The sequence below is a fragment of the Streptomyces angustmyceticus genome, from assembly GCF_019933235.1.
GTDB classification, from domain to species: Bacteria; Actinomycetota; Actinomycetes; order Streptomycetales; family Streptomycetaceae; genus Streptomyces; species Streptomyces angustmyceticus.
In genome coordinates this window covers 7,157,232-7,176,796 of the sequence record NZ_CP082945.1, presented here as the reverse complement: position 1 = coordinate 7,176,796, position 19,565 = coordinate 7,157,232, and the positions used below count along the sequence as shown (strand labels likewise).

Genomic DNA, 19,565 nt, shown 5'->3' with positions numbered 1-19,565 from the left:
GGACCTCATGAAGCGTTTCACCTCCTTCCGGGCGGACTTCACCGCCTCTCTCGTCGTGTTCCTCGTGGCCGTCCCGCTGTGTGTCGGGGTGGCCGTCGCTTCCGGGGTCCCGGCCGAACTGGGGCTCGTCACGGGTGTGGTGGGCGGGCTGCTCACCGGTCTGCTGCCGGGCAGCAGCCTCCAGGTCAGCGGCCCGGCCGCCGGTCTGACGGTGCTGGTCTTCGAGGCTGTCAAGGAGTACGGCCTCGGGACGCTCGGCGCGCTGGTACTGGCCGCCGGTGTGCTGCAACTGGCCATGGGCGCGCTGAAGCTGGGCCGCTGGTTCCGGGCGATCTCGGTCGCCGTGGTCCAGGGCATGCTGGCCGGCATCGGCCTGGTCCTGATCGCCGGACAGCTCTACGCCCTCGCGGACGCCAAGGCGCCGGGCAGCGGACTCGCCAACGTCGGCGGGCTGCCCGGCCTGGTCTCCGCCACGGCGGGATCGGCCACGGCGCTGTCCGCGCTCGCGGTCGGCGCCGGCACCATCGCCGTCCTGGTGCTGTGGCCGCGCTGGCGGCGCGCCGCGCGGGTGCTGCCCGCACCGCTGGCCGCGGTGGCGCTCGCCACCACCGCCGTGTGGGCGCTGGATCTGCCCGTCGCGCGCGTCGAGGTCAGCGGGCTGCTGGACGCGATCCAGCCGCCCGGCCTCGGCGACCTCGGCCGGCTCACCGAGATCGGGGTGCTCGGCACGGTCCTGGCCTTCGCGCTGATCGCGTCCGCCGAGTCGCTCTTCAGCGCCGCCGCGGTCGACCGGCTGCACGACGGGCCGCGCACCGAGTACGACAAGGAGCTGATGGCGCAGGGCGCGGGCAACACCGTCTGCGGGCTGCTCGGCGCCCTGCCGATGACCGCCGTCATCGTCCGCAGCGCGGCCAATGTCCAGGCGGGCGCGAAGACCAGGGCCGCGCGGGTGCTGCACGGTGTCTGGCTGCTGGTGTTCGCCGCGGCCTTCCCGGCCGCGCTGGGTGTGGTGCCGGTGGCCGCGCTGGCCGGTGTGCTGGTCCACGCGGGCTGCAAGCTCATCCCGCTGCGCGAGCTGCCGCCGCTGTGGCGCGAGCACCGGGGCGAGGCGGTGGTTCTGCTGGTCACGGCCCTCGCGATCGTGACGGTCAACATGTTCGAGGGCGTCCTGATCGGTCTGCTGCTGGCGGTCGCGAAGACGGCGTGGGAGACCTCCCATGTGCACCTCGAAGTCGACACCCCGGAGGACGAGGACGAGCCGGTGCGCGTGCGTGCCGTCGGCAACGCCACGTTCCTGCGGCTGCCCAAGATCCTCGACCAGCTGGAGGCACTGCCCGCCGACCGGGGGGTGGAGCTCGACCTGACCGGGCTGCGCCACCTCGACCACGCGTGCGGCGCCGCGCTGACGAACTGGGCCGAGCAGCACCGCCGTACCCGGCGGGCCGTGGAGCTGGTGTCCTGATCCGTTCCTGATCCCCCGGCCGCCCGGCGGTACGGTCACCGCACCGTACGGCCGGGCCGCGGGACCGGGAAGATTCCCCTCGTCACCGGTGTTGTGCGAAAGCCAGGCCGGCCGTGCCAGGCGCGCGGCCGGCGCCACGCTTGACGTCGTCGAGGGGACGGACGGTATGCCTCTTCAGGGTGAGTACGAGCCGAGCCCGGAGCAGTGGGTCCGCGATCAGGTCGAGGAGTACGAGAGCTCCGGCGGCACCGAAGGCACCACGATCCGGGGCCTGCCCGTCGTGGTGCTGACCACCCGGGGTGCGAAGAGCGGGAAGATCCGCAAGAGCCCGCTGATGCGGGTGGAGCACGACGGGGCGTACGCGGTGGTGGCCTCCATGGGCGGCGCGCCCCGGCACCCGGTCTGGTACCACAACGTCGTGGCGGACCCCCGGGTGGAGCTGCAGGACGGTCCGGTGCGCCGGGACATGACGGCGCGTGAGGTCACCGGCCAGGAGAAGGCCCTGTGGTGGGGCCGGGCCGTCGAGGCGTACCCCGATTACGCGGCCTACCAGGAGAAGACGGACCGGCAGATTCCGGTGTTCGTCCTGGAGCCGGCGGCCACGGCGCACTGAACCCGCCTCCCTCGTGGCGCTCAGAGCGTCACGAGGGAGACCTCCGTGGCCTTGACGCTGGTCCACACGGACACGCCGTCCGCGAGGCCGAGTTCGAGGGCCGCCGAGGGGGTGATTTCGGCCACCAGGTCGGGGGCCTCGGGCGAGGTGACGAGGACCCGCAGCCGGCTGCCCGCCGAGGTGATCTCCCGGACGGTGCCCGGCCAGACGTTGCGGGGGCTGCCGGTGGGCCGGTCGAGGTGCAGGGACACAGCCTCCGGGGCGATGATCGCCAGCGCCCTGGCCCCGCCGGGGAGCCGGTCGGCGGCGACGAGACGGCCGCCGCCGGTGAGCGCGAGACCGTCCTCGGTTGCGGTGCCCGGCCAGGCGTTGCGGCCGAGCATCCGGGCCACCCAGGGCGAGCGCGGGTGCCGGGTGACCTCGGCGGGCGGGGCGTCCTGGAGGGCGCGGCCGTCCTCCAGGACCAGGACGCGGTCGGCGAGCGAGACCGCCTCGACGGGGTCATGGGTGACGATCAGACAGACGCCGCCGAAGCCCGCGAGATGGCGGCGCAGGGTGTGCCGGACGTGGGCGCGGGTGGTCTGGTCGAGGGCGGCGAGCGGTTCGTCGAGCAGCAGCAGCCGGGGCCGGGCGGCCAACGCCCTGGCGAGGGCGACCCGTTGTGCCTGGCCGCCGGAGAGCTGGGCGGGCTTGCGGTGCGCGAAGGGGCCGACGCCGAGCCGGTCGAGCCAGAGCTGTGCCGTGCGGCGGGCCTCGGCGCGCGGGGTGCCGTGGGCGCGCAGCCCGTAGGCGGTGTTGGCCAGGGCCGTCAGGTGGGGGAAGAGCGCGCCGTCCTGGGGGACCCAGGCGACGCCGCGGCGGTGCGGGGGCAGGGCGGTGACGTCGGTGCCGCCGAGGCGGAGCGTGGCGCGGGCGCGCGGGGTGAGCCCGAGCAGGGCGCGCAACAGGGTGGTCTTCCCGGCGCCATTGGGGCCGACGACGGCGAGGGTGGTGCCGGGGTCGGCGTCCAGGGTCAGCTGGTTGAAGCCGGTGACGTCGGCGTGCAGCGGCCAGCGGTCCCCGGGGCCGGCCTGTGGGGTGCCGGGCTCCTCGGTGCGCGGCGCGGGGGGCGGCGCGAGGTCGGTGTCGTCGCCGGTGCGGACCGTACGGGCGGTGCGGGCGGCGGTGGCGCCGGTCCAGCGGCCGCGCAGGCAGACCAGCACGCCCATGGCGATGACGAGCAGCAGCAGCGAGACCGAGGTGGCGGCCTCCGGGGCTCCCTGGAGCAGCAGGTAGACCTGGAGCGGCAGGGTCTGGGTGGTGCCGGGCAGGTTGCCGGCGAAGGTGATCGTCGCGCCGAACTCACCGAGCGCGCGGGCCCAGGTCAGTGCGGCGCCGGCGGCGAGGCCGGGGGCGACCATGGGGAGGGTGACGGTCCGGAAGACCCGTACGGGTGAGGCACCGAGGGACGCCGCGGTCTCCTCGTAGCTGGTGCGCAGTCCGGCGAGCGTGCCCTCCAGGCTGATGACGAGGAACGGCATCGCGACGAAGGTGGCGGCGACCACCGCGCCGGAGGTGTGGAACGGCAGCACGATGCCGAAGGTGCCCTCCAGCCAGGGGCCGAGGAGTCCGCGGCGGCCGAAGCCCATGAGGAGGGCGACACCGCCGACGGTCGGCGGCAGCACCATCGGCAGCAGCACCAGCGAACGGACCAGCGCCTTGCCGGGGAAGTCGACCCGGGCCAGCAGCCAGGCCAGCGGTACCCCCAGCAGCAGCGAGAGCCCCAGTGCCGAGAAGGACACCAGCAGCGACAGCCGGAGCGCTTCGAGGACGCCGGGGCTGGTCAGATGGGTGCCGAGGTCGCTCCAGGCGGTGCGGGCGAGGATGCCGAGCAGCGGCATCAGCAGGAACGCGACGGCCACCAGCGCGGGCACGGCCAGCGCGACCGGGGCACGGCCGCCGGGCGCGCGGCTCCGGCCCGCGCGGGGCAGGGCGGGGGTGCGGGGGCGGGTCATCGGCGTTCCTGGGGTCGGGGCAGCGGGCCGGGCCGGTGTACGGCGGCGCGTACGGACCGGCCGGCCCGCTGCCCGGGGCCGGCCGGTCCGTACGCGCCGCACCGGGTCACGGCTTCTGGAAGCCGGCCTGCCGCAGGATCTTCTGCGCCTCGGGGGTGCTCAGCCACTTCACGAACGCGGCTGCGGCGGCCTGGTGCTGAGAGGCCTTCAGGGTCGCGGCCGGGTAGGAGGCGACGGCGTTCTGCGCGTCGGGGATGTCGACGGCGTCGACCTTCTTCGGCGCGGTGGCGGCGTCCGTCTTGTAGACGAGGCCGGCGTCGGCCTCGCCGAGTTCGACCTTGCTGAGCACCGCGCGGACGTTGGGCTCCTGCGAGACCGGCTTGACCTTCAGCTTCTGGGCGTCCAGGACCTGCTGGCCGTAACGGCCGACGGGCACCTCGGAGGCGGCGAGGACGACCTTCAGCTTGCTGTCGGTGAGCGCCTTGAGGTTCTCGATCTTCTTGGGGTTGCCCTCGCCGGTGGCGATGACCAGACGGTTCTTGGCGATGACGGTGGGCGCGGCGACGTCGGCCTTGAGCCCGTCCATGGTCTTGGTGTCGGCGGTGACCACGGCGTCGGCGGGGGCGCCCTCCCTGACCTGGGCGGCCAGTTCCTGGGAGCCGGCGAAGGAGAAGTTCACCTTCGTGCCGGGGTGCTCCTTCTCGTACACCGCGCCGGCCTTCTTGAAGACGTCGGTCAGCGACGAGGCGGCGAGCACCGTGAGGTCCGCCTTGGGGGCCGCGCTGCCGCCGGACTTCTCGGCGCCCTGGTCCTTCGTGCTGTCGTCGTTGCCGCCGCAGGCGCTGAGCGGCAGCAGGAGGGCGGCGGTGACGAGCGCGGCGGCGGCGCGGCGTCCGGTGAAGTGCTGGGACATGGGGCGGGACTCCTTGGAACGCGGGACGACGGGCGTCGCCCGAGCGGATGGGAAAAGCCGCGCCGTGGACGGGGCGACGCCGCTGGTATGGGGCAGCCGGCCGGTGGGGGACGGTGGTCGCGAAATCGGCTGGGGGTGCTGCCGCGGTGGGTCAGGTGCGGTCGATGTGCACGCTGGTGGACTTCACGCGGGCGGTGGCCTGCATGCCGACCTCCAGGCCCAGTTCCTCCACCGCTTCCCGGGTCAGCAGGGACACCAGGCGGTGCGGACCGGCCTGGATCTCGACCTGGGCGGCGACATCGCCGAGTTTGACGGCGGTGACGATGCCCGGGAAGGCATTGCGGGCGGAGGTGTACGAGGCGTCGTCCTCACCGGTGCCGTTCTGCGCCACCTCGATGGAGAAGGCGGCCAGGTCACGGCCGTCGATGAGGCGGCGGCCGCCGTCGTCGCGATGGGTCGCGACCTTCCCGGCGTCCGCCCAGCGGCGGGCGGTGTCCGGGCTGACGCCCAGCAGCCGCGCCGCCTGGCCGATCGTGTAGGACTGCATGTGCGACAAGATATGCCGCATCGGCTCGCATTTGCAATTCATCGGGCGAAGCTATATGGCAGATGCCAGGCCGCCTGGAGGAAGGAACGAAAGGCGGCCCGCCGAGCGGTGCGCGGACCGAATGCCCAGGGGAATTCTCCACGCTCCGCTGTTGTGCCAGGAGCATTCGGATATCCGCCCGGCATCTGCCATGCGTGCCCGGAGCGCGGCGCGTTGTGTGGTTAGGGTGCAGATATCAGAGCAGGGAAAACGCGACATTCCACCCTTCGCTTTCCACTCCCCCGGTGAGGCATTTCCATGAGCCTGAGCATCCGTAACCAGATTTCCGGCACCGTTCTCTCCGTGACCCCCGGCGAGGTCATGGCGACCGTCAGGGTCCGGCTGGACGGCGGCCAGGAGATCACCGCCGCGATCACCCTGGAGGCGGTGAAGGAACTGGGCTTCGCCGAGGGCGCCGCGGTGCGCACCCTGGTCAAGTCCACCGAGGTCGCGCTCGCGACCGGCGCGGTGGACGGGCTGAGCATCCGCAACCGGCTCCCCGGCACCGTCACCGACGTCACCACCGGCGGCGCGATGGCGGGCGTCAAGGTCGCCGTCGCCGGCGGGGAGCTGACCGCCGCGATCACCAGGGACGCGGCCGAGGACCTGGGCCTGGCGCCCGGCGCCGAGGTCACCGCGCTGGTCAAGTCGACCGAGATCGCGCTCGCCGCGGTCTGAGCGCGGTGCCTGCCGAAGTCCCCCGCGCAGCAGGGGACTTCGGTGCTTCCGAGAGCCGTCAGGACGCGTCCGGCCCCGGCCCGCCGGCGCGGAACCCGTCGGCCTCGGGCGGGGCGCAGGTCCCGAACCAGATGCCGGTGACGGCGCTGATGTAGCGGGCCCCGCAGCGGTCGGACGGGACCACGAGCTGGCTGCCCGACGCGTCGAGCGGCCGGCCGTCCATGGCCGTGGCCAGCAGGACCGGTGCGTCGCCGAAGTCCGCGTCGAGTTCCGCCCAGGACAGTGCGGCGTGGTGGCCGTCCCGGCCGGTGATCGCCAGGACGTAGCGGGAGCGGTCCTTGCGCCGGCGGACGTCGAAGGCCGGTTCCGCCGCGTCGATGACCTCCCGGAGCAGGGGTCCCTCGAAGGTGTGGTGCTGCGGCCCGTTCGTGGCGCAGTCGAAGACCACCGCGGCGCGCCGCTGCGGCCACCGCTCCCGCAGTTGGGCGACGGTCAGCGCGAGCGGGCGCCGCAGCTGACCGCGGATCAGGAAGCACCGGGGGTCGGGAGGTACGGCGCCCTCGGGCGCCGGGCGTGCGGCGGTGGTGCGGGACGGCGGGCCGGGTCGGCTCATTCGAGACCCCCTTGGGTGATCCGCGCGGCGGCTGCCTCCCTGTGATGCCCGACCGGCCCGCCGCTGAACCACGGATGCCAGCTGGTTTCCCATCGTCACCTCGCTGATGTGAGGCACATAGGGCCTTACGGGCGGCAGGTCCGAAGCCCGGGATCCGCCGGGGCGGGCCGTTCACACCGAGCCCTCGCGGGAGGGGTGCCGCCCGGTCGGCCGGCCCGGCACCCCGCCGGCCGCCCGGTGCTCCTCCAGGGCCAGCCACACCCGGTCGCGCAGGGCGCGGCGGGTCAGGAAGGGGACCTGCGTGCTGGAGCGGACCACGATCCGTTCCCCGCCGTCCCCGTTCTCCTCGAACCAGGCGAGGGCACCGTGGGTTTCCAGGCTGGCGTGCTGCACCCGCTGGGTGCGGAAGGTGTCCTCGTGGACGAGGTCGGCGTCCGCGAAGCCCTCCTCGACGCTGCCGATCTCGCCGTGCACCTCGCCCGGGGGCGCCGGGCCGCATCGCCTCCTCCGGGTCGAGGACGTACGGCAGGTGCTCGTACGCCACGACGATCCGGCGGCAGCCCTCCTCCGCCGCCGCCTCGCTGTCGGCGACCACGGCGGCCACCCGCTGCCCCACGAACCGGACCACGTCGTCCAGCACCCGGGTGTCGTCGGGGTCCTCGGTGGGGTGCTCGTGGCGGGCCGTGGAGAACAGCCGCCCGGGGGCGTCCTCGTGGGTGAGCACCGCGTGCACGCCGGGCACCCGCAGGGCGTCGGCGGTGTCGAGGGAGACGATCCGGGCTTGCGGGTGCGGGGAGCGCAGCAGCTTCATGTGCAGCAGCCCCTCGACCTCGATGTCGAAGGTGTAGCGGGCGGTGCCGGTGACCACCCGCGGCCCGGCCGGGGCGCCCAGGTTGCGACCGACGGACTGCCCCGGGCAGGGCTCCTCGACGTGCCGGACCCCGCGGACGGCGTCCTCGATCGCCCGGTAGCCGGTGCAGCGGCAGAGGTTGCCCTTCAGCGCGCGGGGGAGGTCGGTGAGCTGGTCGGCGTCGAGATTCGCGGTGGTCATCAGGAATCCGGCCGTGTTGACGCGGACGCGGAAGGTCATCGCCCGGCCTCCTGGGTCAGTTCGCGGCGGATCTCCTCGGCCAGCCGCAGCGCCATGTGCCGTCGCCAGGCGGGCAGTCCGTGCAGGTCGTCGAACCAGTCGTGCGCGGCGACGGCGTTGTCGACGGTGTCGCGCAGGGCGCCGGCGTCCGGGGGCAGCGGGAACCAGAGGCGGAACGGCCGTACGGTCGCGGCGGTGAGGGTGAGGGCCAGCGATCCGTCGACCGGGTCGAGGGTGCCGATGACGAGTGCGCCGGAGCGGCCGAGGCCGTAGAGGGAGACCTGCCGGAAGGCCGTACGGCACACCAGCGACCGGGCGGGCAGGGTGACCGAGCGCAGCAGTTCCCCCTCGGCGAGGTCCTTGCGTCCCGCGCCGGTGACGAAGTCCGCGACCCGGGTGCGGCGCAGCGAGCCGTCCTGCGCCCGGAGCAGCACCCGACCGTCGAGCGCGGCGGTCAGCGAGATCATCGGGCCTGCCGGCAGGCCGTTGCAGAGGTTGCCGCCGACGGTCGCCATGTTCCAGATCTTGAACGAGGCCAGGAAGGCGCGGCAGCACTGCTCGAACAGCGGCGCCGCGGGGGCCTCGTAGGACGCCGCGAAGCGGGAGAGCCGGGCGATGGTGCAGGTCGCCGCGATCTCCAGCGAGCCGTCGGGATGCCGGGTCGGCGGCTCCCATCCCATCCGGCTCAGGTCCACCAACCGCCGGATGTGCGGCTGGGGTTCGGAGAAGAGGTAGGTGCCGCCGCCCAGCCTGGGGGCACCGCCCAGCGTTAGCTGGGGGAGCGTCGCCGCTGCGCCACGGGGTGCGCCGGCGGGCGTCACGTACGTCCCGCACCATGTTCAGATCCATACGCCGAGTGAAGCAACGCCGCGCCCCGCGGCACGACTGGTGCACAGCACGGAAAAACACCGGCGGCGCGCCCCGTAACTGGAGGATCGACCAAGAGGGCTATGGGCTTGATCGGCTGGCATTTACGATGCCGGTACTCGCTTTCGCCTCGTGAATGTGAGATGCCGGGGTGCGCTCCCGGCAGCCGCCCAAGGAGCACGCCCATGCACGTTCAAGACCTCCTCCAGCTCGCTTCGCTCGACCTGACCCTGCTGTGGGGCGACGGTCCCCTCCTCACCCGGCAAGTCAGTGGTGTCACCGCCACCGACCTGGAGGACCCGGCCCGGTTCCTGCAGCCGGGCGAGCTGGTGCTGAGCGGACTGGTGTGGTGGACGCCCGACGACGGCCGCAGCAAGGCCGACCGGTTCGTCTCGGCGCTGCGCTCCGCCGGGGCCACCGCGCTGCTGGCCGGCGAGGAGACCCATGGCACGGTCCCGGACGCGCTGGTCGACGCCTGCCGCGAGCGGGGCGTCGTGCTGCTGGCGGTGCCCGCGCACACCACCTTCCGCGCGATCACGGAGGCGGTGTACCTGCGCCAGTGGGGCGACCTGAGCCGGCGCCCCACCGAGCACCACGCGCTGCCGGAGAACGTCCGCACCGAGCTGGCCGGTCTGCTCGCCGAGGACGCGGCGCCGGACACGCTGCTGGACCGGGCCTTCGCCCACCTGGGCGGGCCGCCCTGCTACCTGGTGACGGCGACCGGCCGGGTCATCGCCCGGACGACGGCCGCCCCGCATCTGCCGGCCGGTCAGGCCGCCCGGGAGCTGACGGCGGCGGCCGGCACCGCCCTGCGGATCGACGGGGAGGCCGGACCGTACGACGGCTGGCAGTTGTATCTGCGGGGTGCGGCCGACGCCCCGCCCCGGGTGCTGCACGAGATCGCCGAGGTCATGGCGCAGTACCGCCATCGCGTCGAGCGGCGGCAGGCTGCCGGACGGCGGGCGGCGGACGCGCTGCTGGCGCTCGTCGGATCCGGCCCGGCCGACGGTGCGGCGCTGGAGGCGGCGCTGCACGCCGCGGGTCTGCCGGCCACCGGCCCGTACCAGGTGGTGGTGGCCACCGCGGGCGACGACGAGGGTGACCAGGCGGTGCGGGCGCTGGCCGAGGCGCTGCGGCACTCCCCCGGCGAGCCGTTCGCGGCGGGCCGGCTGCCGGGCGGCGAGGCGGCGGCCGTCGTCCGCGTGCACCCCACGGCGGAGGAGCGTCTTCCGCTCGGCGAGCCGTGGCCGGGCGTGCACGCCTGCCGGCCGCGGACGCCGCTGCACGCCGGGGTCAGCGGACCGGTCCACACCGCCGGAGACCTCGACTCGGCGCTGCACCAGGCGCGTTACGCACGGGCGGCGGCCCGCGCCGGGGATCCGGACGGCGCCCGGGTGACCTCCGTCGAGGACCTCAGCACCCTGGGCGCCCTGCTGGCCGGGATCCCGGCCGATGTGCGCACGGCCTTCAGCAGCCGGGTGCTGGGCCCGCTGGCGCGCGCCGGGAGCGCCTCGCACCGGATGCTCCTGGAGACGCTGGAGGTCTTCCTCGCCCACCACGGGTCATGGGCGCGGACCGCGGAAACGCTGCATCTGCACGTGAACACGGTGCACTACCGCATCCAGCGCATCGAGACGCTCACCGGCCGCGAGCTGTCCCGGCTCGATCACAAACTGGATCTGCAGGCGGCGCTGCTCTGCCGCTGAACGACGGCGGGGCGGGTGGGACGACGGGGCCCCGGCTGCCGGGCGGGCGGCGGCCCACCGCGGGCCGGCGGGTTCAACTCCGCCCGGCCGCCCGGTCGATGTGCACATTGGTGGACTTCACCCGGGCGGTGGCCCGCACCCCGACCTCGATCCCGAGTTCCTCGACGGCCTCCCGGCTGATCACCGACACCAGCCGGTGCGGCCCGGACTGGATCTCGACCTGGGCGATCACATCGTCGAGGGTCACCTTGGTGACGATCCCGGCGAAGGAGTTCCGCACCGAGGTGAGCACCTCGTCCGGCACCGGATGCAGGCCCTCGGCCCGCTCCTTCGCGAACGCCGCCAGGCCCACCCCGTCGATCACCCGGTTCCCCGCGCCGTCCCGGTCCATCCGCAGCTGCCCGCCATCGGCCCAGCGGCGGACGGTCTCCGAACTCACGCCCAGCAGCCCGGCTGCCTGGCCAATGCTGTATGTCGGCACCCCCGCACTCTAGGGCCTGTCGTCGAAGTCGCCTCGTTCGCCCGTAGGGCGGGCCTCGCGGGCGCCCCCGCGCCCTCAAGGCGCGGGGAGTGCGTGCCAGGCGCCGCGAGGCAGGCGGGACCTTGACGACAGGCGCTGGCTACCGGTTCACAGTGCGATCACGATCTTGCCGTGCACGTGCCTCTCGGCCTGCGTCGTCACGGCTTCGCGAATCCGCTCGACGGGGAAGGTCGCCGCGATCGGCACCGTGATCTGGCCGGAACGGATCGCGTCGGCGATCCGTTCCAGGGTGCCTGGACCCGCGTCGAGGGCGCCCGCCGTGCGGACCCCGGGCGGCAGGGCGGGGCCGTCGGCCACGACGGAGATCCGCTCGGGCGCCGCGCCGAGTTCGAGCGCGGTCTCGGCCGCCTCCCTTCCGAACAGGTCGGTCGCGGCGGTGATCCCCTCGGGCGCCAGGGCCCGCACCCGGTCCGCCAGGCCAGGGCCGTACGCCACGGGTTCGGCGCCGAGCCCGCGCAGGAATCCGAAGGTGCGCTCGGAGGCGGTGCCGAGCACCCGGGCACCCGCGAGCTTCGCCAGCTGCACGGCGAAGACGCCCACGCCGCCCGCCGCCCCGCCGATCAGGACGGTGTCCCCGGTGCGGAGCCCGATCGCGGCGAGTGCGGCGGAGGCCGTCAGACCGGCCACCGGAAGCGTGGCCGCCACCTCGTCGCCGATGCCGTCCGGGGTGGGCCACAGATGTGCCGCGGGTGTCCTGACCAGCACGAAATCGGCGACGGACCGGCCGATCGCCGCCCCGTACACCCGGTCGCCGGCCGCGAATCCGGTGGCTTCGGCGCCCACCTCGTCCACCACTCCGGCGAAGTCACTGCCGAACCCGGCCGGCAAGGTGAGGCCGAACCGCGCCGCCACGTCGGGCTGCGCGGCGATCTGCCAGTCCATCGGATTCAGCCCGGCGGCCGTGACCCGGACGCGGACCTCGTCCGGTGCGGCGTGCGGCTCGGGCATCTCCTGCAGTTCGAGCACTTCGGGACCTCCGAAGCGCCGGTAACGGACAGCTCTGCTCATCGGTGACCTCTCCTGGCAAGTGATGGGACTTGGTCTCATGGACCGTACACCAATGACGGGACCAAGTCCCGTACACTGCTCTCATGGCTCGCTGGCAACCCGACGCACCCGGACGACTCGCCGCCGCCGCCCTCGACCTCTTCGAGGAGCGCGGCTACGAGAACACGACCGTGATCGAGATCGCGGAGCGCGCGGGGCTCACCAAGAGCACCTTCTTCCGGCACTTCCCGGACAAGCGCGAGGTGCTCTTCGACAGGGGCACGGTGACCGGTCTGCTCGTCGAAGCGATCGCCTCGGCGCCGTCGGCGGCCGGGCCGCTCGACGCGGTGGCGGACGCCCTCGACGCGCTAGGCCGGACGTTCTTCTCCGCCGACCGCCGCGAGTTCAGCGCCCGGCGCCAGGCCGTGCTGAACGCCCATACGGAACTGCGGGAACGCGAGGCCCTGAAAAGGATCGGCCTCACCGCCTCGATGATCGAGGCCCTCGAACGCCGCGGAGCCCCGGGCCTGACCGCGCGCGTGGCCGCGGGACTGGGCACGCTCGTCTGGGAGATCGCCTACGACCGGTGGATCGACACCGACAACAGCGAGGGCTTCGGCCCGCTGGCACGGCAAGCGCTCGCCGAGGTACGCGCGGCCGGAGCGATGCGCTAGCCACCGGAGCCCGGAGCGATGCGCTAGCTAGAGGGTGCCGTCACCGCCCCGAGCCCCTCCCGCACCCCGGGGCCGGTCCGGGCGCGACGGCTCCCCCCGGGGCGGCGGCTGCTCCCCCTCGACCAGTTCCTCCAGCGCGGGGAGCGCCTCGTGCAGCAGCCGCTGCCGGTCGGGGGGCAGCAGGGCGATGCGTTCGCGGAGCACGCCGGTGGTCTCCCGGCGTACGGCGCGCAGCAGCGCCAGCCCGTCGGCGCTGAGGCTGATCAGGCTGGCGCGCTGGTCGGCGGGGTCGGGGCGGCGGGCGATCCAGCCGCAGGTGTCCAGCAGGTCCACCATGCGGGAGGTGGTGGACAGGGCGATGTTCATCCGCGCGGCGAGTTCGCTGATGCGCAGCGGGCCGTGGGCGGCGAGGGCCGCGAGGGCGGCCGTACGGCTCGGGGTGAGGTTCCGGTGCCGTTGCCGGCCGCGGAGCAGCGGCAGCAGTTGCTGGATCACCGCGCGCAGCCGCCCGGCCAGTTCCGCCGGTTCGGCCCCAGGCGGCGACGGGCGCCCGGCCGGGGCGTCGGACTGCTCCATCACGGGCTCCTGGAGGGTGGCGAGGGCGGCGGAGGCGAGGGTGGGGGTGAGGGTGGGGGCGGATCGATGCGGGTGGCCGCGCCCGGGCCGGTGGCCGCGGTGGCATCCCCGGCGGCCGGGGCCGGGCCCTCCGCCGCCCCGCACCCAGGCGTCCCGGCCACGGCGGCCGGCGCCGGCACCGCCGCCGTCGCGGTCGTCGTGCTCGTCGCGGTCGTCGCGTCCGCCGGGTGCCGGACCCGGCCGTCGTCGTGGACGTACCGCCCGCCGCGCAGCAGCGAGGCGACGGCGGCGATCAGGCAGGCGGCGATGGCGAAGCCGAAGGCCACGGCCAGCCCGTCGGAGAACGGCTGGGAGATCAGCCGGGGGAAGAACTCCCGGCCGGTCAGATACGCCGCGTGCCCGGGCGGAAGGTGGTCGAGCACCTGCGGGCCGAGCAGGGTCCGGACCGGGTTGTAGCCCAGCAGGGAGGCGAACAGCACGCCCACCGGCGGCAGCGCCGCGACCCTGGCGGCGTCGGCCGCCGGGACGCCCTGGGCGGTCAGTCCGCTGGTGAGGGCGCGGGGCAGGGCCCCGGCCAGGCCCGTGATCATCAGCGAGAAGAAGATGCCGATGGACAGCACCATGGCCGAGTTCTGGAAGGTGGTGCTGATGCCGGCGCCCACCCCGCGCTGGTCGGGCGGCAGGCTGTTCATGATGGCGGCCCGGTTGGGCGCCGCGAACAGGCCCATGCCGATGCCGTTGAGCAGCAGGATCAGCGCGAAGCCGGGGTAGCCGAAGTCGACCGGCAGGGCCTGCAGCGCGCCGAACGAGGCGGCCGCGAGCAGCATCCCGCCGGTGGCGAAGGTCCGCGCCCCGAACCGGTCGGAGGCCCATCCGGAGACCGGCCCGGCCACCAGGAACCCCAGCGTCAGCGGCAGCATGTAGATGCCGGCCCACAGCGGCGTCTCGGTGAAGCCGTAGCCGTGCCGGGGCAGCCAGATCCCCTGCAGCCAGATGATGAGGAGGAACATCAGCCCGCCGCGGCCGAGCGAGGCCAGCAGACTGGCGAGGTTGCCCGCGGTGAAGGCGCGGATGCGGAACAGCCCGAGCCGGAACATCGGCGCCGCCACCCTGGTCTCGACGACGCAGAAGACGGCCAGCAGCAGCACCCCGCCCGCCATCGCGGCGAGCACGGCGGGGTTGCCCCAGCCCATGGTGTGCCCGCCGTACGGCTGGATGCCGTAGGTGATCCCGGCCAGCAGGGCGATCAGTCCGGCCGCGAAGGTGAGATTGCCCCACCAGTCGGGGCGGGCCGGGGTGCGCAGGCCGGTGTCCCGCAGCTTCAGATAGGCCCACGCGGTGCCGAACACCCCGAACGGCACCGACACCAGGAAGACCAGCCGCCAGTTGACCGGCCCGAGCAGACCGCCGAGCACCAGCCCGACGAAGGAGCCGGTGATGCCCGCGACCTGGTTCAGGCCGAGGGCGAGGCCGCGCTGCCGGGCGGGGAAGGCGTCGGTGAGGATCGCGTTGGAGTTGGCCATCAGCATGGCGCCGCCGACGCCCTGCAGCACCCGCATGGCGATCAGCCACAGGGCGCCGGCCGTGCCGTGCTGCCAGGTCACCGACAGCAGGACGGAGAAGACGGTGAAGACGGCGAAGCCCAGGTTGTACATCCGGGTCCGGCCGTACATGTCGCCGAGCCTGCCGAAGCTGACCACCAGGACGGCGGTGACCACCAGGTAGCTCATGATCAGCCACAGCAGCAGGCTGGTGTTCCCCGGCTGCAGGGGGTCCACGCCGATGCCCCGGAAGATGTCGGGCAGCGCGATCAGCATGATCGACATGTTGATGGACGCGATCAGCACGCCCAGGGTCGTGTTCGACAGGGCGACCCACTTGTAGCCCGGCCCCGGCGCACGGCGCGCCCGCGGGCCCGCGGCGGCCCGGCCACCAAGATCAGCAGTACGTCCCACGGGGCACCAGCTCCCACCGGGATATTTACTTGCTTGACGTCAACCAATCTAACTCCGGGGAGCGGGGACCGGCCAGCGCGGGACGGACCCCGGCCGCCCGCTCCGCACCTTCGGCCCCGGCACCCCGCGGCACCGCCCCCCGCGGAACCGCTCCCCCGGCCGCCCCTCGCGAGGTCCCGGCACTCCCTCCCCCGTACGGGCGCCCCTGCCGGGCCGGTGCATCCGAACAGAGCAGCCGGCTCCCCCATCGGTGCGGCGCCGCCGGCCCCGGAGCAATCGCCCCGTACACCTGGCCGCCACATCGGACACCATGCCATCAGCCCTGCGGAGAACGGCAGTTGAGGGTGGCGGGGGTGACTGAGGAACCCTCACCACCACCCGAAAGATTGCCGTTTGTCGCACTTTTCACCTTGCGTGCTAAATACCCCGATGTGAATCTGAAGATCCCATTCGTCGAAGGAGTTGATCGCATGGTTACGGATCGCACAGCGCCGGTCGGGACGGCCGCCCTGGCCGCCGAGGTCGAGGGACTGCTCGAACCCGCCGAGGCCGACGGTGTCTTCCGCGATACCCGCGAGTGCGGAGGTGCGCTGCTGCTGGCCGCGCTGCTCCTGATCTCGCCGCCCACCCCCCGGCCCAAGACCGACGTTCGCTGAGCTGAGGGGAAAGCGTTGGCTGAACAGACGCAGGGAGCAGTCCCGCTGAGCGCTGTGATCGCCGATGCCGCAACCGGGGTCGCCCTCGCCCTGCGGGGTGAGGGCGACCCTTATGCGTTGTCGGCCGTACTGCGGCAGAGCGAGGTGCTGGCCCCCGCCGCCATCCGGGTGCTCGGCGCCGATGTCCTCGCGCCGTACGCGATGGACGTTCCCGGGGCACCCGCCGGCGGCGACGATGCCGAGGTCGTCCACCAGGCACTCACCAGCTATCCGCCGGGAGCGGACGCCTCGGAGGTGTCGGTATGGACCTACCGGGGCCTGGTCGAGGCCTCGCACACGCTGCTGCCCGGGAGCGCGCGGGAGTGGCCGCCGCCGCCCGATGCCGCGACCGGCTGGATCGATGCCGACCCCTGGCCGAAGCTCTCCCACCGCGTGTCACAGCTCGCGGCGCTCGCGCTGCCCGGACTGGCGCCCGGTCTCGCCGAGCAGTTGACGGCGCGCACCGACGATCTGGCCCGCGGCTTCGTCCGGGCGGTGCGCCGCAGGGACTGGCTCCAGGCGGCCGGCCTGGGCCGCTGGCTGGCCCGGCTGCCCGACGTCCCGCAGAGCCTGGGCCTCGACAGCGGGCTGGCGTTCGTCCGCCACATGGGCGGCGGCGACCCCCGGGTGACGCTGCACGTGGTGGCGGCCCGGCGATTCTACGGACGGGGCTGGTGACCGGGGGCCGGGGCGACCCCGGGCTGCTGGACTCGTTGGTCCACGGCAGCCTGGGGTGGCTGGAGGAGGCGCGCGACTTCTTCCGGCTGCCCCCGGACGTCACCACCGACGCCGACCCCAACCTGACCCTCAAACCGCTGGGCGAACTCGCCGAACTGACCCAGCTCATCGGGGTACTGCACCCGCGGGAGGAGTTCCGGCGGACCGCCCGCGGGCTGTTCGCGTTCGCCTGGAACGAGACCCGCGACGGCGAGCTGTTCGCCGAGCTGATCCGCGGCGAGCCGTTCGCCACCTACCCGGTCGAGCTCTACGGGGTGTTCGCCCAGGCGGGGCTGCGCCATGCCGAGGCCGACGCGCTGGTGGACACCACGACCCGGCTGCGCGGCTGGCGGGTGGCCCGCGAGGATCACACCCGTACGCTCGGCGTGCTCAACGCGGAGCGGCGGATCGGGCTGCGCCAGCACGCCGACTTCGGGGCCGTGCTGGCCCTGACCGGACTCGGCGGGCTGCCGGAGCCGTGGGCACTGGACCGCAAGGCGGCGTACGGCGTGACCCACGACGTCTTCCACCTCACGGACTGGGGCCGCAACCGGCAGCGGCTCTCCCCCGAACTCGCCGGCTATCTGCGGCTGTGGCTCCCCTCCTGGCTGGAGAACTGGCTGGAGGAGCAGCTGTGGGACCTGGCCGGCGAGTTGCTGGCCGTGACGGCCTGTCTGCCGCAGGCGCCGTACCCCGCACGGGCCTGGCAGCGGCTGGCCGGGGCCCGGGCGGCCGACGGCAGCGTGCCCGAGATCGGCGCCGCGCCCTCGTCCGGCGACCGGGCCGAGGCGTTCACGGCCTGCTACCACTCCACCCTGGTGACCGCGTTCGCCGCCACCCTCGCCCGTATCGCCTCCGACGAGGCCGAGGCCGGGCGCCCGGCCGGGGATACGGCGATGGCGGGCGGGCGGACCCCCTGCGAAAGCGAGACTGCCCCGTGACCGTGACGGCCGCATCCCCCGCCCTGCTGCACGGTGTCGGCGACCGGGCCCTGACCTGGCTCGACGACCACCGCGAGCACTTCCGGCTGACCCCCGACGACTTCGCCACCAACGGCGCGGTCGTCGAACGGCTCAAGCCCATCGGGGAGCTGGCGCTCAACATGCGGGTGCTGTTCCGGGAGGGCGTGGCCGGCTCCCGGCAGAAGGAGCGGGCCGGGAAGCTGCTGGACTTCGCCTGGCGGGAGCTGCTGGACGGCGGCAACGTGCTGGCCCGGCTGCAGCACGACGAGCCGCTCTCCCCCGTGCCGCTGGAGGTCTACGCGACCTTCCACGAACTCGGCCACCGCCACCCGGGGCTGGAGGCCGCGCTGGAGATCTGCCGGCACACCGCCACCTGGACGGCGCTGGAGATGATGCCCAACCGGCGGCTCGGCGTGCTCAACGCGGAACGCAAGCTCGGCCTGCCGCCCAGCGGCGACTTCGACCGGGCCGTGGCGCGCACCTGGCTGGGGCAGCTGCCCGAACCGTGGACGGTGCAGCTGCACATCGCCTACGACCTCACCCACACCGTCTTCCACCTCACCAACTGGGGCGAGGCCCCCGAGCGCATCCCGCCGGCCATCACCGACTACCTCACGCGCTACCTGCCCGCCTGGACGGAGGACTGGGCGGACCTCGAACACTGGGACCTGCTCGGCGAACTCCTCGTCGTCGACGCCTGCCTGCCGCGGCCCACGCTGGACGCGGACCTGTGGGAGCGGTACGCGGCGGCCCAGTCGCCCACCGGCGCGATGCCCATCCAGCGCCGGATGCCGCAGGGCGACCCGGCGCGGGTCTTCGACCTGGTCCACCACCCCACCCTGGTCGCCGCGTTCGCCTCCGCGATGGCCACCTCCCGGGCCCTGTCCGCCGTCGGATGACCGCCGAAGGCCCCGGACCGGCGCTCGGTGACCGCCTCGCGGACGCGGTCACCCTGATCGACGCGCCGGACGTCGTGCTGGCGGTCACCCGGTGCGGACGGCGGACCGTGATGACCGGTGGCACGGCGCTGGCTCCGCCCACCCCCCGCCATGCGCTGCGCTACGAACTGGGGTCGCTCTCCAAGACCTTCACCGTGCTGCTGCTCGCCGAACTGGCCGGCGCCGGGGTGCTGTCCCTGGACGACCGCCTCGCGGACCGGCTGCCGCGGCTGCCGCTGCCGCACCCGCACTCGCGCCGGATCACCCTGCGGCACCTGGCCACCCACACCTCCGGCCTGCCGCGGATCCCCGCCGACCTGATCGCCGGCGCGCTGGTGCACCCGTACGCCAACGGCTACGCCCGCTACGACACCGAGCGGCTGCTGCGCACCTTCGCCCGCACCCGGCCGCGGCACCGTCCCGGCACCCGCTGGCGGTACTCCAACTTCGGGCTGGCGCTGCTCGGCCCGGCCCTGTCCGGTGCAGCGGGTGCCGGTTACCCCGCCCTGCTCACCGACCGGGTGCTGCGCCCGCTCGGGCTGACGGACACCACGCTGGGCCCGGGCACCACCGGTACCGACGCCATCGGCCACCGTACGAACGGGGTGACGCCGGTGGACAGTGCGGACATGGGCGCCTTCACCGCCGCCGGGTCGGTCCGCGCCACCCCCGGCGACCTGCTCACGTACCTCGAAGCGCACCTCTCCCCCGGCGGCACCCCGCTGGCCGGGCCGCTGCGCGAGGTCCAGGTGCCGCTGCTGCGCCGCGGCTGGCGCAAGCGCCACACCCACACCCTGACCTGGTATCAGCATCCGGCCCCGCGAGGCCCGTTGCTCTTCCATGTCGGGGCGACCTTCGGCCAGCAGGCGTTCCTCGGCTTCCACCCGGCGACGCGGACCGGGCTGGCCGCCCTGGCCACCCGCCGCGGCCGCTCCTGCCGGATGGTCACCACCGCCTACGAGCTGCTGTACGCGCTGGCCGGCGACCGCGCCGCCTGA

Annotated in this window: 18 protein-coding genes and 2 pseudogenes; 10 read left to right on the top strand and 10 right to left on the bottom strand. The window is 74.0% G+C overall.

Annotated features, from left to right (window positions below; all coding sequences use genetic code 11):
• Positions 1 to 7: 7 nt before the first annotated feature.
• Both K7396_RS32075 and K7396_RS32070 read left to right on the top strand, forming a co-directional pair.
• Positions 8 to 1,462, top strand: coding sequence for a SulP family inorganic anion transporter (locus tag K7396_RS32075; RefSeq protein WP_086716675.1), 1,455 nt, complete (start codon positions 8 to 10; stop codon positions 1,460 to 1,462).
• A gap of 166 nt (positions 1,463 to 1,628) precedes the next feature.
• Positions 1,629 to 2,075: a nitroreductase family deazaflavin-dependent oxidoreductase gene (locus K7396_RS32070; protein ID WP_086716676.1), complete on the top strand. Its 447-nt coding sequence runs from the start codon at positions 1,629 to 1,631 to the stop codon at positions 2,073 to 2,075.
• 20 nt (positions 2,076 to 2,095) lie between these two features.
• Here K7396_RS32070 and K7396_RS32065 read toward each other — a convergent pair whose 3' ends face one another.
• The 3 genes from K7396_RS32065 to K7396_RS32055 all read right to left on the bottom strand — a co-directional run bounded on the left by K7396_RS32065 (position 2,096) and on the right by K7396_RS32055 (position 5,529).
• Positions 2,096 to 4,069, bottom strand: a complete 1,974-nt coding sequence (locus tag K7396_RS32065) for an ABC transporter permease (RefSeq protein ID WP_152104512.1) — start codon at positions 4,067 to 4,069, stop codon at positions 2,096 to 2,098.
• A gap of 106 nt (positions 4,070 to 4,175) precedes the next feature.
• Positions 4,176 to 4,982: a molybdate ABC transporter substrate-binding protein gene (gene modA / locus K7396_RS32060; RefSeq protein ID WP_086721975.1), complete on the bottom strand. Its 807-nt coding sequence runs from the start codon at positions 4,980 to 4,982 to the stop codon at positions 4,176 to 4,178.
• A 151-nt stretch (positions 4,983 to 5,133) separates the two neighbouring features.
• The gene (locus tag K7396_RS32055; protein ID WP_030983527.1) at positions 5,134 to 5,529 is read right to left on the bottom strand and encodes a TOBE domain-containing protein; all 396 of its coding nucleotides are present in this window, start codon (positions 5,527 to 5,529) and stop codon (positions 5,134 to 5,136) included.
• Between the two features lie 297 nt (positions 5,530 to 5,826).
• Here K7396_RS32055 and K7396_RS32050 point away from each other — a divergent pair, with 297 nt between their 5' ends.
• Complete coding sequence (locus K7396_RS32050; protein WP_086721974.1) at positions 5,827 to 6,246, top strand: TOBE domain-containing protein; 420 nt, start codon at positions 5,827 to 5,829, stop codon at positions 6,244 to 6,246.
• Positions 6,247 to 6,304: 58 nt separating this feature from the next.
• Here the strand turns inward: K7396_RS32050 and K7396_RS32045 are convergent, their stop codons facing one another.
• The 3 genes and pseudogenes from K7396_RS32045 to K7396_RS32035 form a co-directional block, all read right to left on the bottom strand.
• Complete coding sequence (locus tag K7396_RS32045) at positions 6,305 to 6,859, bottom strand: molybdopterin-dependent oxidoreductase (protein ID WP_086721973.1); 555 nt, start codon at positions 6,857 to 6,859, stop codon at positions 6,305 to 6,307.
• Positions 6,860 to 7,072: 213 nt separating this feature from the next.
• Positions 7,073 to 7,928 (bottom strand): annotated as a pseudogene (locus tag K7396_RS32040) (molybdopterin cofactor-binding domain-containing protein); the annotation flags it as partial.
• Positions 7,929 to 7,945: 17 nt separating this feature from the next.
• A pseudogene (locus K7396_RS32035) lies at positions 7,946 to 8,798 on the bottom strand (FAD binding domain-containing protein).
• Positions 8,799 to 9,001: 203 nt separating this feature from the next.
• On the opposite strand from K7396_RS32035, the gene K7396_RS32030 reads away from it, so the two are divergent.
• The gene (locus K7396_RS32030; protein WP_152104513.1) at positions 9,002 to 10,522 is read left to right on the top strand and encodes a PucR family transcriptional regulator; all 1,521 of its coding nucleotides are present in this window, start codon (positions 9,002 to 9,004) and stop codon (positions 10,520 to 10,522) included.
• A gap of 73 nt (positions 10,523 to 10,595) precedes the next feature.
• On the opposite strand, the gene K7396_RS32025 is transcribed toward K7396_RS32030, so the two are convergent.
• Both K7396_RS32025 and K7396_RS32020 read right to left on the bottom strand, forming a co-directional pair.
• Positions 10,596 to 11,003 carry a TOBE domain-containing protein gene (locus K7396_RS32025; RefSeq protein ID WP_152104514.1) on the bottom strand — a complete coding sequence of 136 codons (408 nt, stop codon included), beginning with the start codon at positions 11,001 to 11,003 and terminating at the stop codon, positions 10,596 to 10,598.
• A 147-nt stretch (positions 11,004 to 11,150) separates the two neighbouring features.
• Positions 11,151 to 12,071 carry an NADP-dependent oxidoreductase gene (locus K7396_RS32020; RefSeq protein WP_086719055.1) on the bottom strand — a complete coding sequence of 307 codons (921 nt, stop codon included), beginning with the start codon at positions 12,069 to 12,071 and terminating at the stop codon, positions 11,151 to 11,153.
• Positions 12,072 to 12,154: 83 nt separating this feature from the next.
• Between K7396_RS32020 and K7396_RS32015 the strand changes: the two genes are divergently transcribed.
• Entirely contained in the window at positions 12,155 to 12,724 is a 570-nt protein-coding gene (locus K7396_RS32015) for a TetR/AcrR family transcriptional regulator (RefSeq protein WP_086719056.1), read from the top strand.
• Positions 12,725 to 12,751: 27 nt separating this feature from the next.
• On the opposite strand, the gene K7396_RS32010 is transcribed toward K7396_RS32015, so the two are convergent.
• Together K7396_RS32010 and K7396_RS32005 are read right to left on the bottom strand one after the other, a co-directional pair.
• Positions 12,752 to 13,300 (bottom strand): MarR family winged helix-turn-helix transcriptional regulator, encoded by a 549-nt coding sequence (locus K7396_RS32010; RefSeq protein WP_152104515.1) that lies wholly within the window; start codon positions 13,298 to 13,300, stop codon positions 12,752 to 12,754.
• Positions 13,300 to 15,255, bottom strand: a complete 1,956-nt coding sequence (locus tag K7396_RS32005; RefSeq protein WP_152104516.1) for an MFS transporter — start codon at positions 15,253 to 15,255, stop codon at positions 13,300 to 13,302. Before K7396_RS32005 ends, K7396_RS32010 begins: the two co-directional genes overlap by 1 nt.
• 470 nt (positions 15,256 to 15,725) lie before the next feature.
• Here K7396_RS32005 and K7396_RS32000 point away from each other — a divergent pair, with 470 nt between their 5' ends.
• Genes K7396_RS32000 through K7396_RS31980 form a run of 5 tightly spaced genes read left to right on the top strand, consistent with a single transcriptional unit; the run spans position 15,726 to position 19,565 of the window.
• Positions 15,726 to 15,911 (top strand): hypothetical protein, encoded by a 186-nt coding sequence (locus K7396_RS32000; protein WP_086719004.1) that lies wholly within the window; start codon positions 15,726 to 15,728, stop codon positions 15,909 to 15,911.
• 15 nt (positions 15,912 to 15,926) lie between these two features.
• The gene (locus K7396_RS31995) at positions 15,927 to 16,628 is read left to right on the top strand and encodes a hypothetical protein (protein WP_223660265.1); all 702 of its coding nucleotides are present in this window, start codon (positions 15,927 to 15,929) and stop codon (positions 16,626 to 16,628) included.
• Entirely contained in the window at positions 16,625 to 17,608 is a 984-nt protein-coding gene (locus K7396_RS31990) for a DUF6895 family protein (RefSeq protein ID WP_086719006.1), read from the top strand. Before K7396_RS31995 ends, K7396_RS31990 begins: the two co-directional genes overlap by 4 nt.
• Entirely contained in the window at positions 17,605 to 18,528 is a 924-nt protein-coding gene (locus K7396_RS31985; protein ID WP_086719007.1) for a DUF6895 family protein, read from the top strand. Before K7396_RS31990 ends, K7396_RS31985 begins: the two co-directional genes overlap by 4 nt.
• Positions 18,525 to 19,565, top strand: coding sequence for a serine hydrolase domain-containing protein (locus tag K7396_RS31980; RefSeq protein WP_086719008.1), 1,041 nt, complete (start codon positions 18,525 to 18,527; stop codon positions 19,563 to 19,565). The genes K7396_RS31985 and K7396_RS31980 overlap by 4 nt, the downstream gene beginning before the upstream one ends.

What these genes read in the sequence shown, in the direction of transcription:
- K7396_RS32075 (WP_086716675.1), top strand. Translation starts at nt 8, where the DNA reads ATGAAGCGTTTCACCTCCTTCCGGGCGGACTTCACCGCCTCTCTCGTC.
- K7396_RS32070 (WP_086716676.1), top strand. Translation starts at nt 1,629, where the DNA reads ATGCCTCTTCAGGGTGAGTACGAGCCGAGCCCGGAGCAGTGGGTCCGC.
- K7396_RS32065 (WP_152104512.1), bottom strand. Translation starts at nt 4,069, where the DNA reads ATGACCCGCCCCCGCACCCCCGCCCTGCCCCGCGCGGGCCGGAGCCGC.
- modA (WP_086721975.1), bottom strand. Translation starts at nt 4,982, where the DNA reads ATGTCCCAGCACTTCACCGGACGCCGCGCCGCCGCCGCGCTCGTCACC.
- K7396_RS32055 (WP_030983527.1), bottom strand. Translation starts at nt 5,529, where the DNA reads ATGCAGTCCTACACGATCGGCCAGGCGGCGCGGCTGCTGGGCGTCAGC.
- K7396_RS32050 (WP_086721974.1), top strand. Translation starts at nt 5,827, where the DNA reads ATGAGCCTGAGCATCCGTAACCAGATTTCCGGCACCGTTCTCTCCGTG.
- K7396_RS32045 (WP_086721973.1), bottom strand. Translation starts at nt 6,859, where the DNA reads ATGAGCCGACCCGGCCCGCCGTCCCGCACCACCGCCGCACGCCCGGCG.
- K7396_RS32030 (WP_152104513.1), top strand. Translation starts at nt 9,002, where the DNA reads ATGCACGTTCAAGACCTCCTCCAGCTCGCTTCGCTCGACCTGACCCTG.
- K7396_RS32020 (WP_086719055.1), bottom strand. Translation starts at nt 12,071, where the DNA reads ATGAGCAGAGCTGTCCGTTACCGGCGCTTCGGAGGTCCCGAAGTGCTC.
- K7396_RS32015 (WP_086719056.1), top strand. Translation starts at nt 12,155, where the DNA reads ATGGCTCGCTGGCAACCCGACGCACCCGGACGACTCGCCGCCGCCGCC.
- K7396_RS32010 (WP_152104515.1), bottom strand. Translation starts at nt 13,300, where the DNA reads ATGGAGCAGTCCGACGCCCCGGCCGGGCGCCCGTCGCCGCCTGGGGCC.
- K7396_RS32000 (WP_086719004.1), top strand. Translation starts at nt 15,726, where the DNA reads ATGGTTACGGATCGCACAGCGCCGGTCGGGACGGCCGCCCTGGCCGCC.
- K7396_RS31980 (WP_086719008.1), top strand. Translation starts at nt 18,525, where the DNA reads ATGACCGCCGAAGGCCCCGGACCGGCGCTCGGTGACCGCCTCGCGGAC.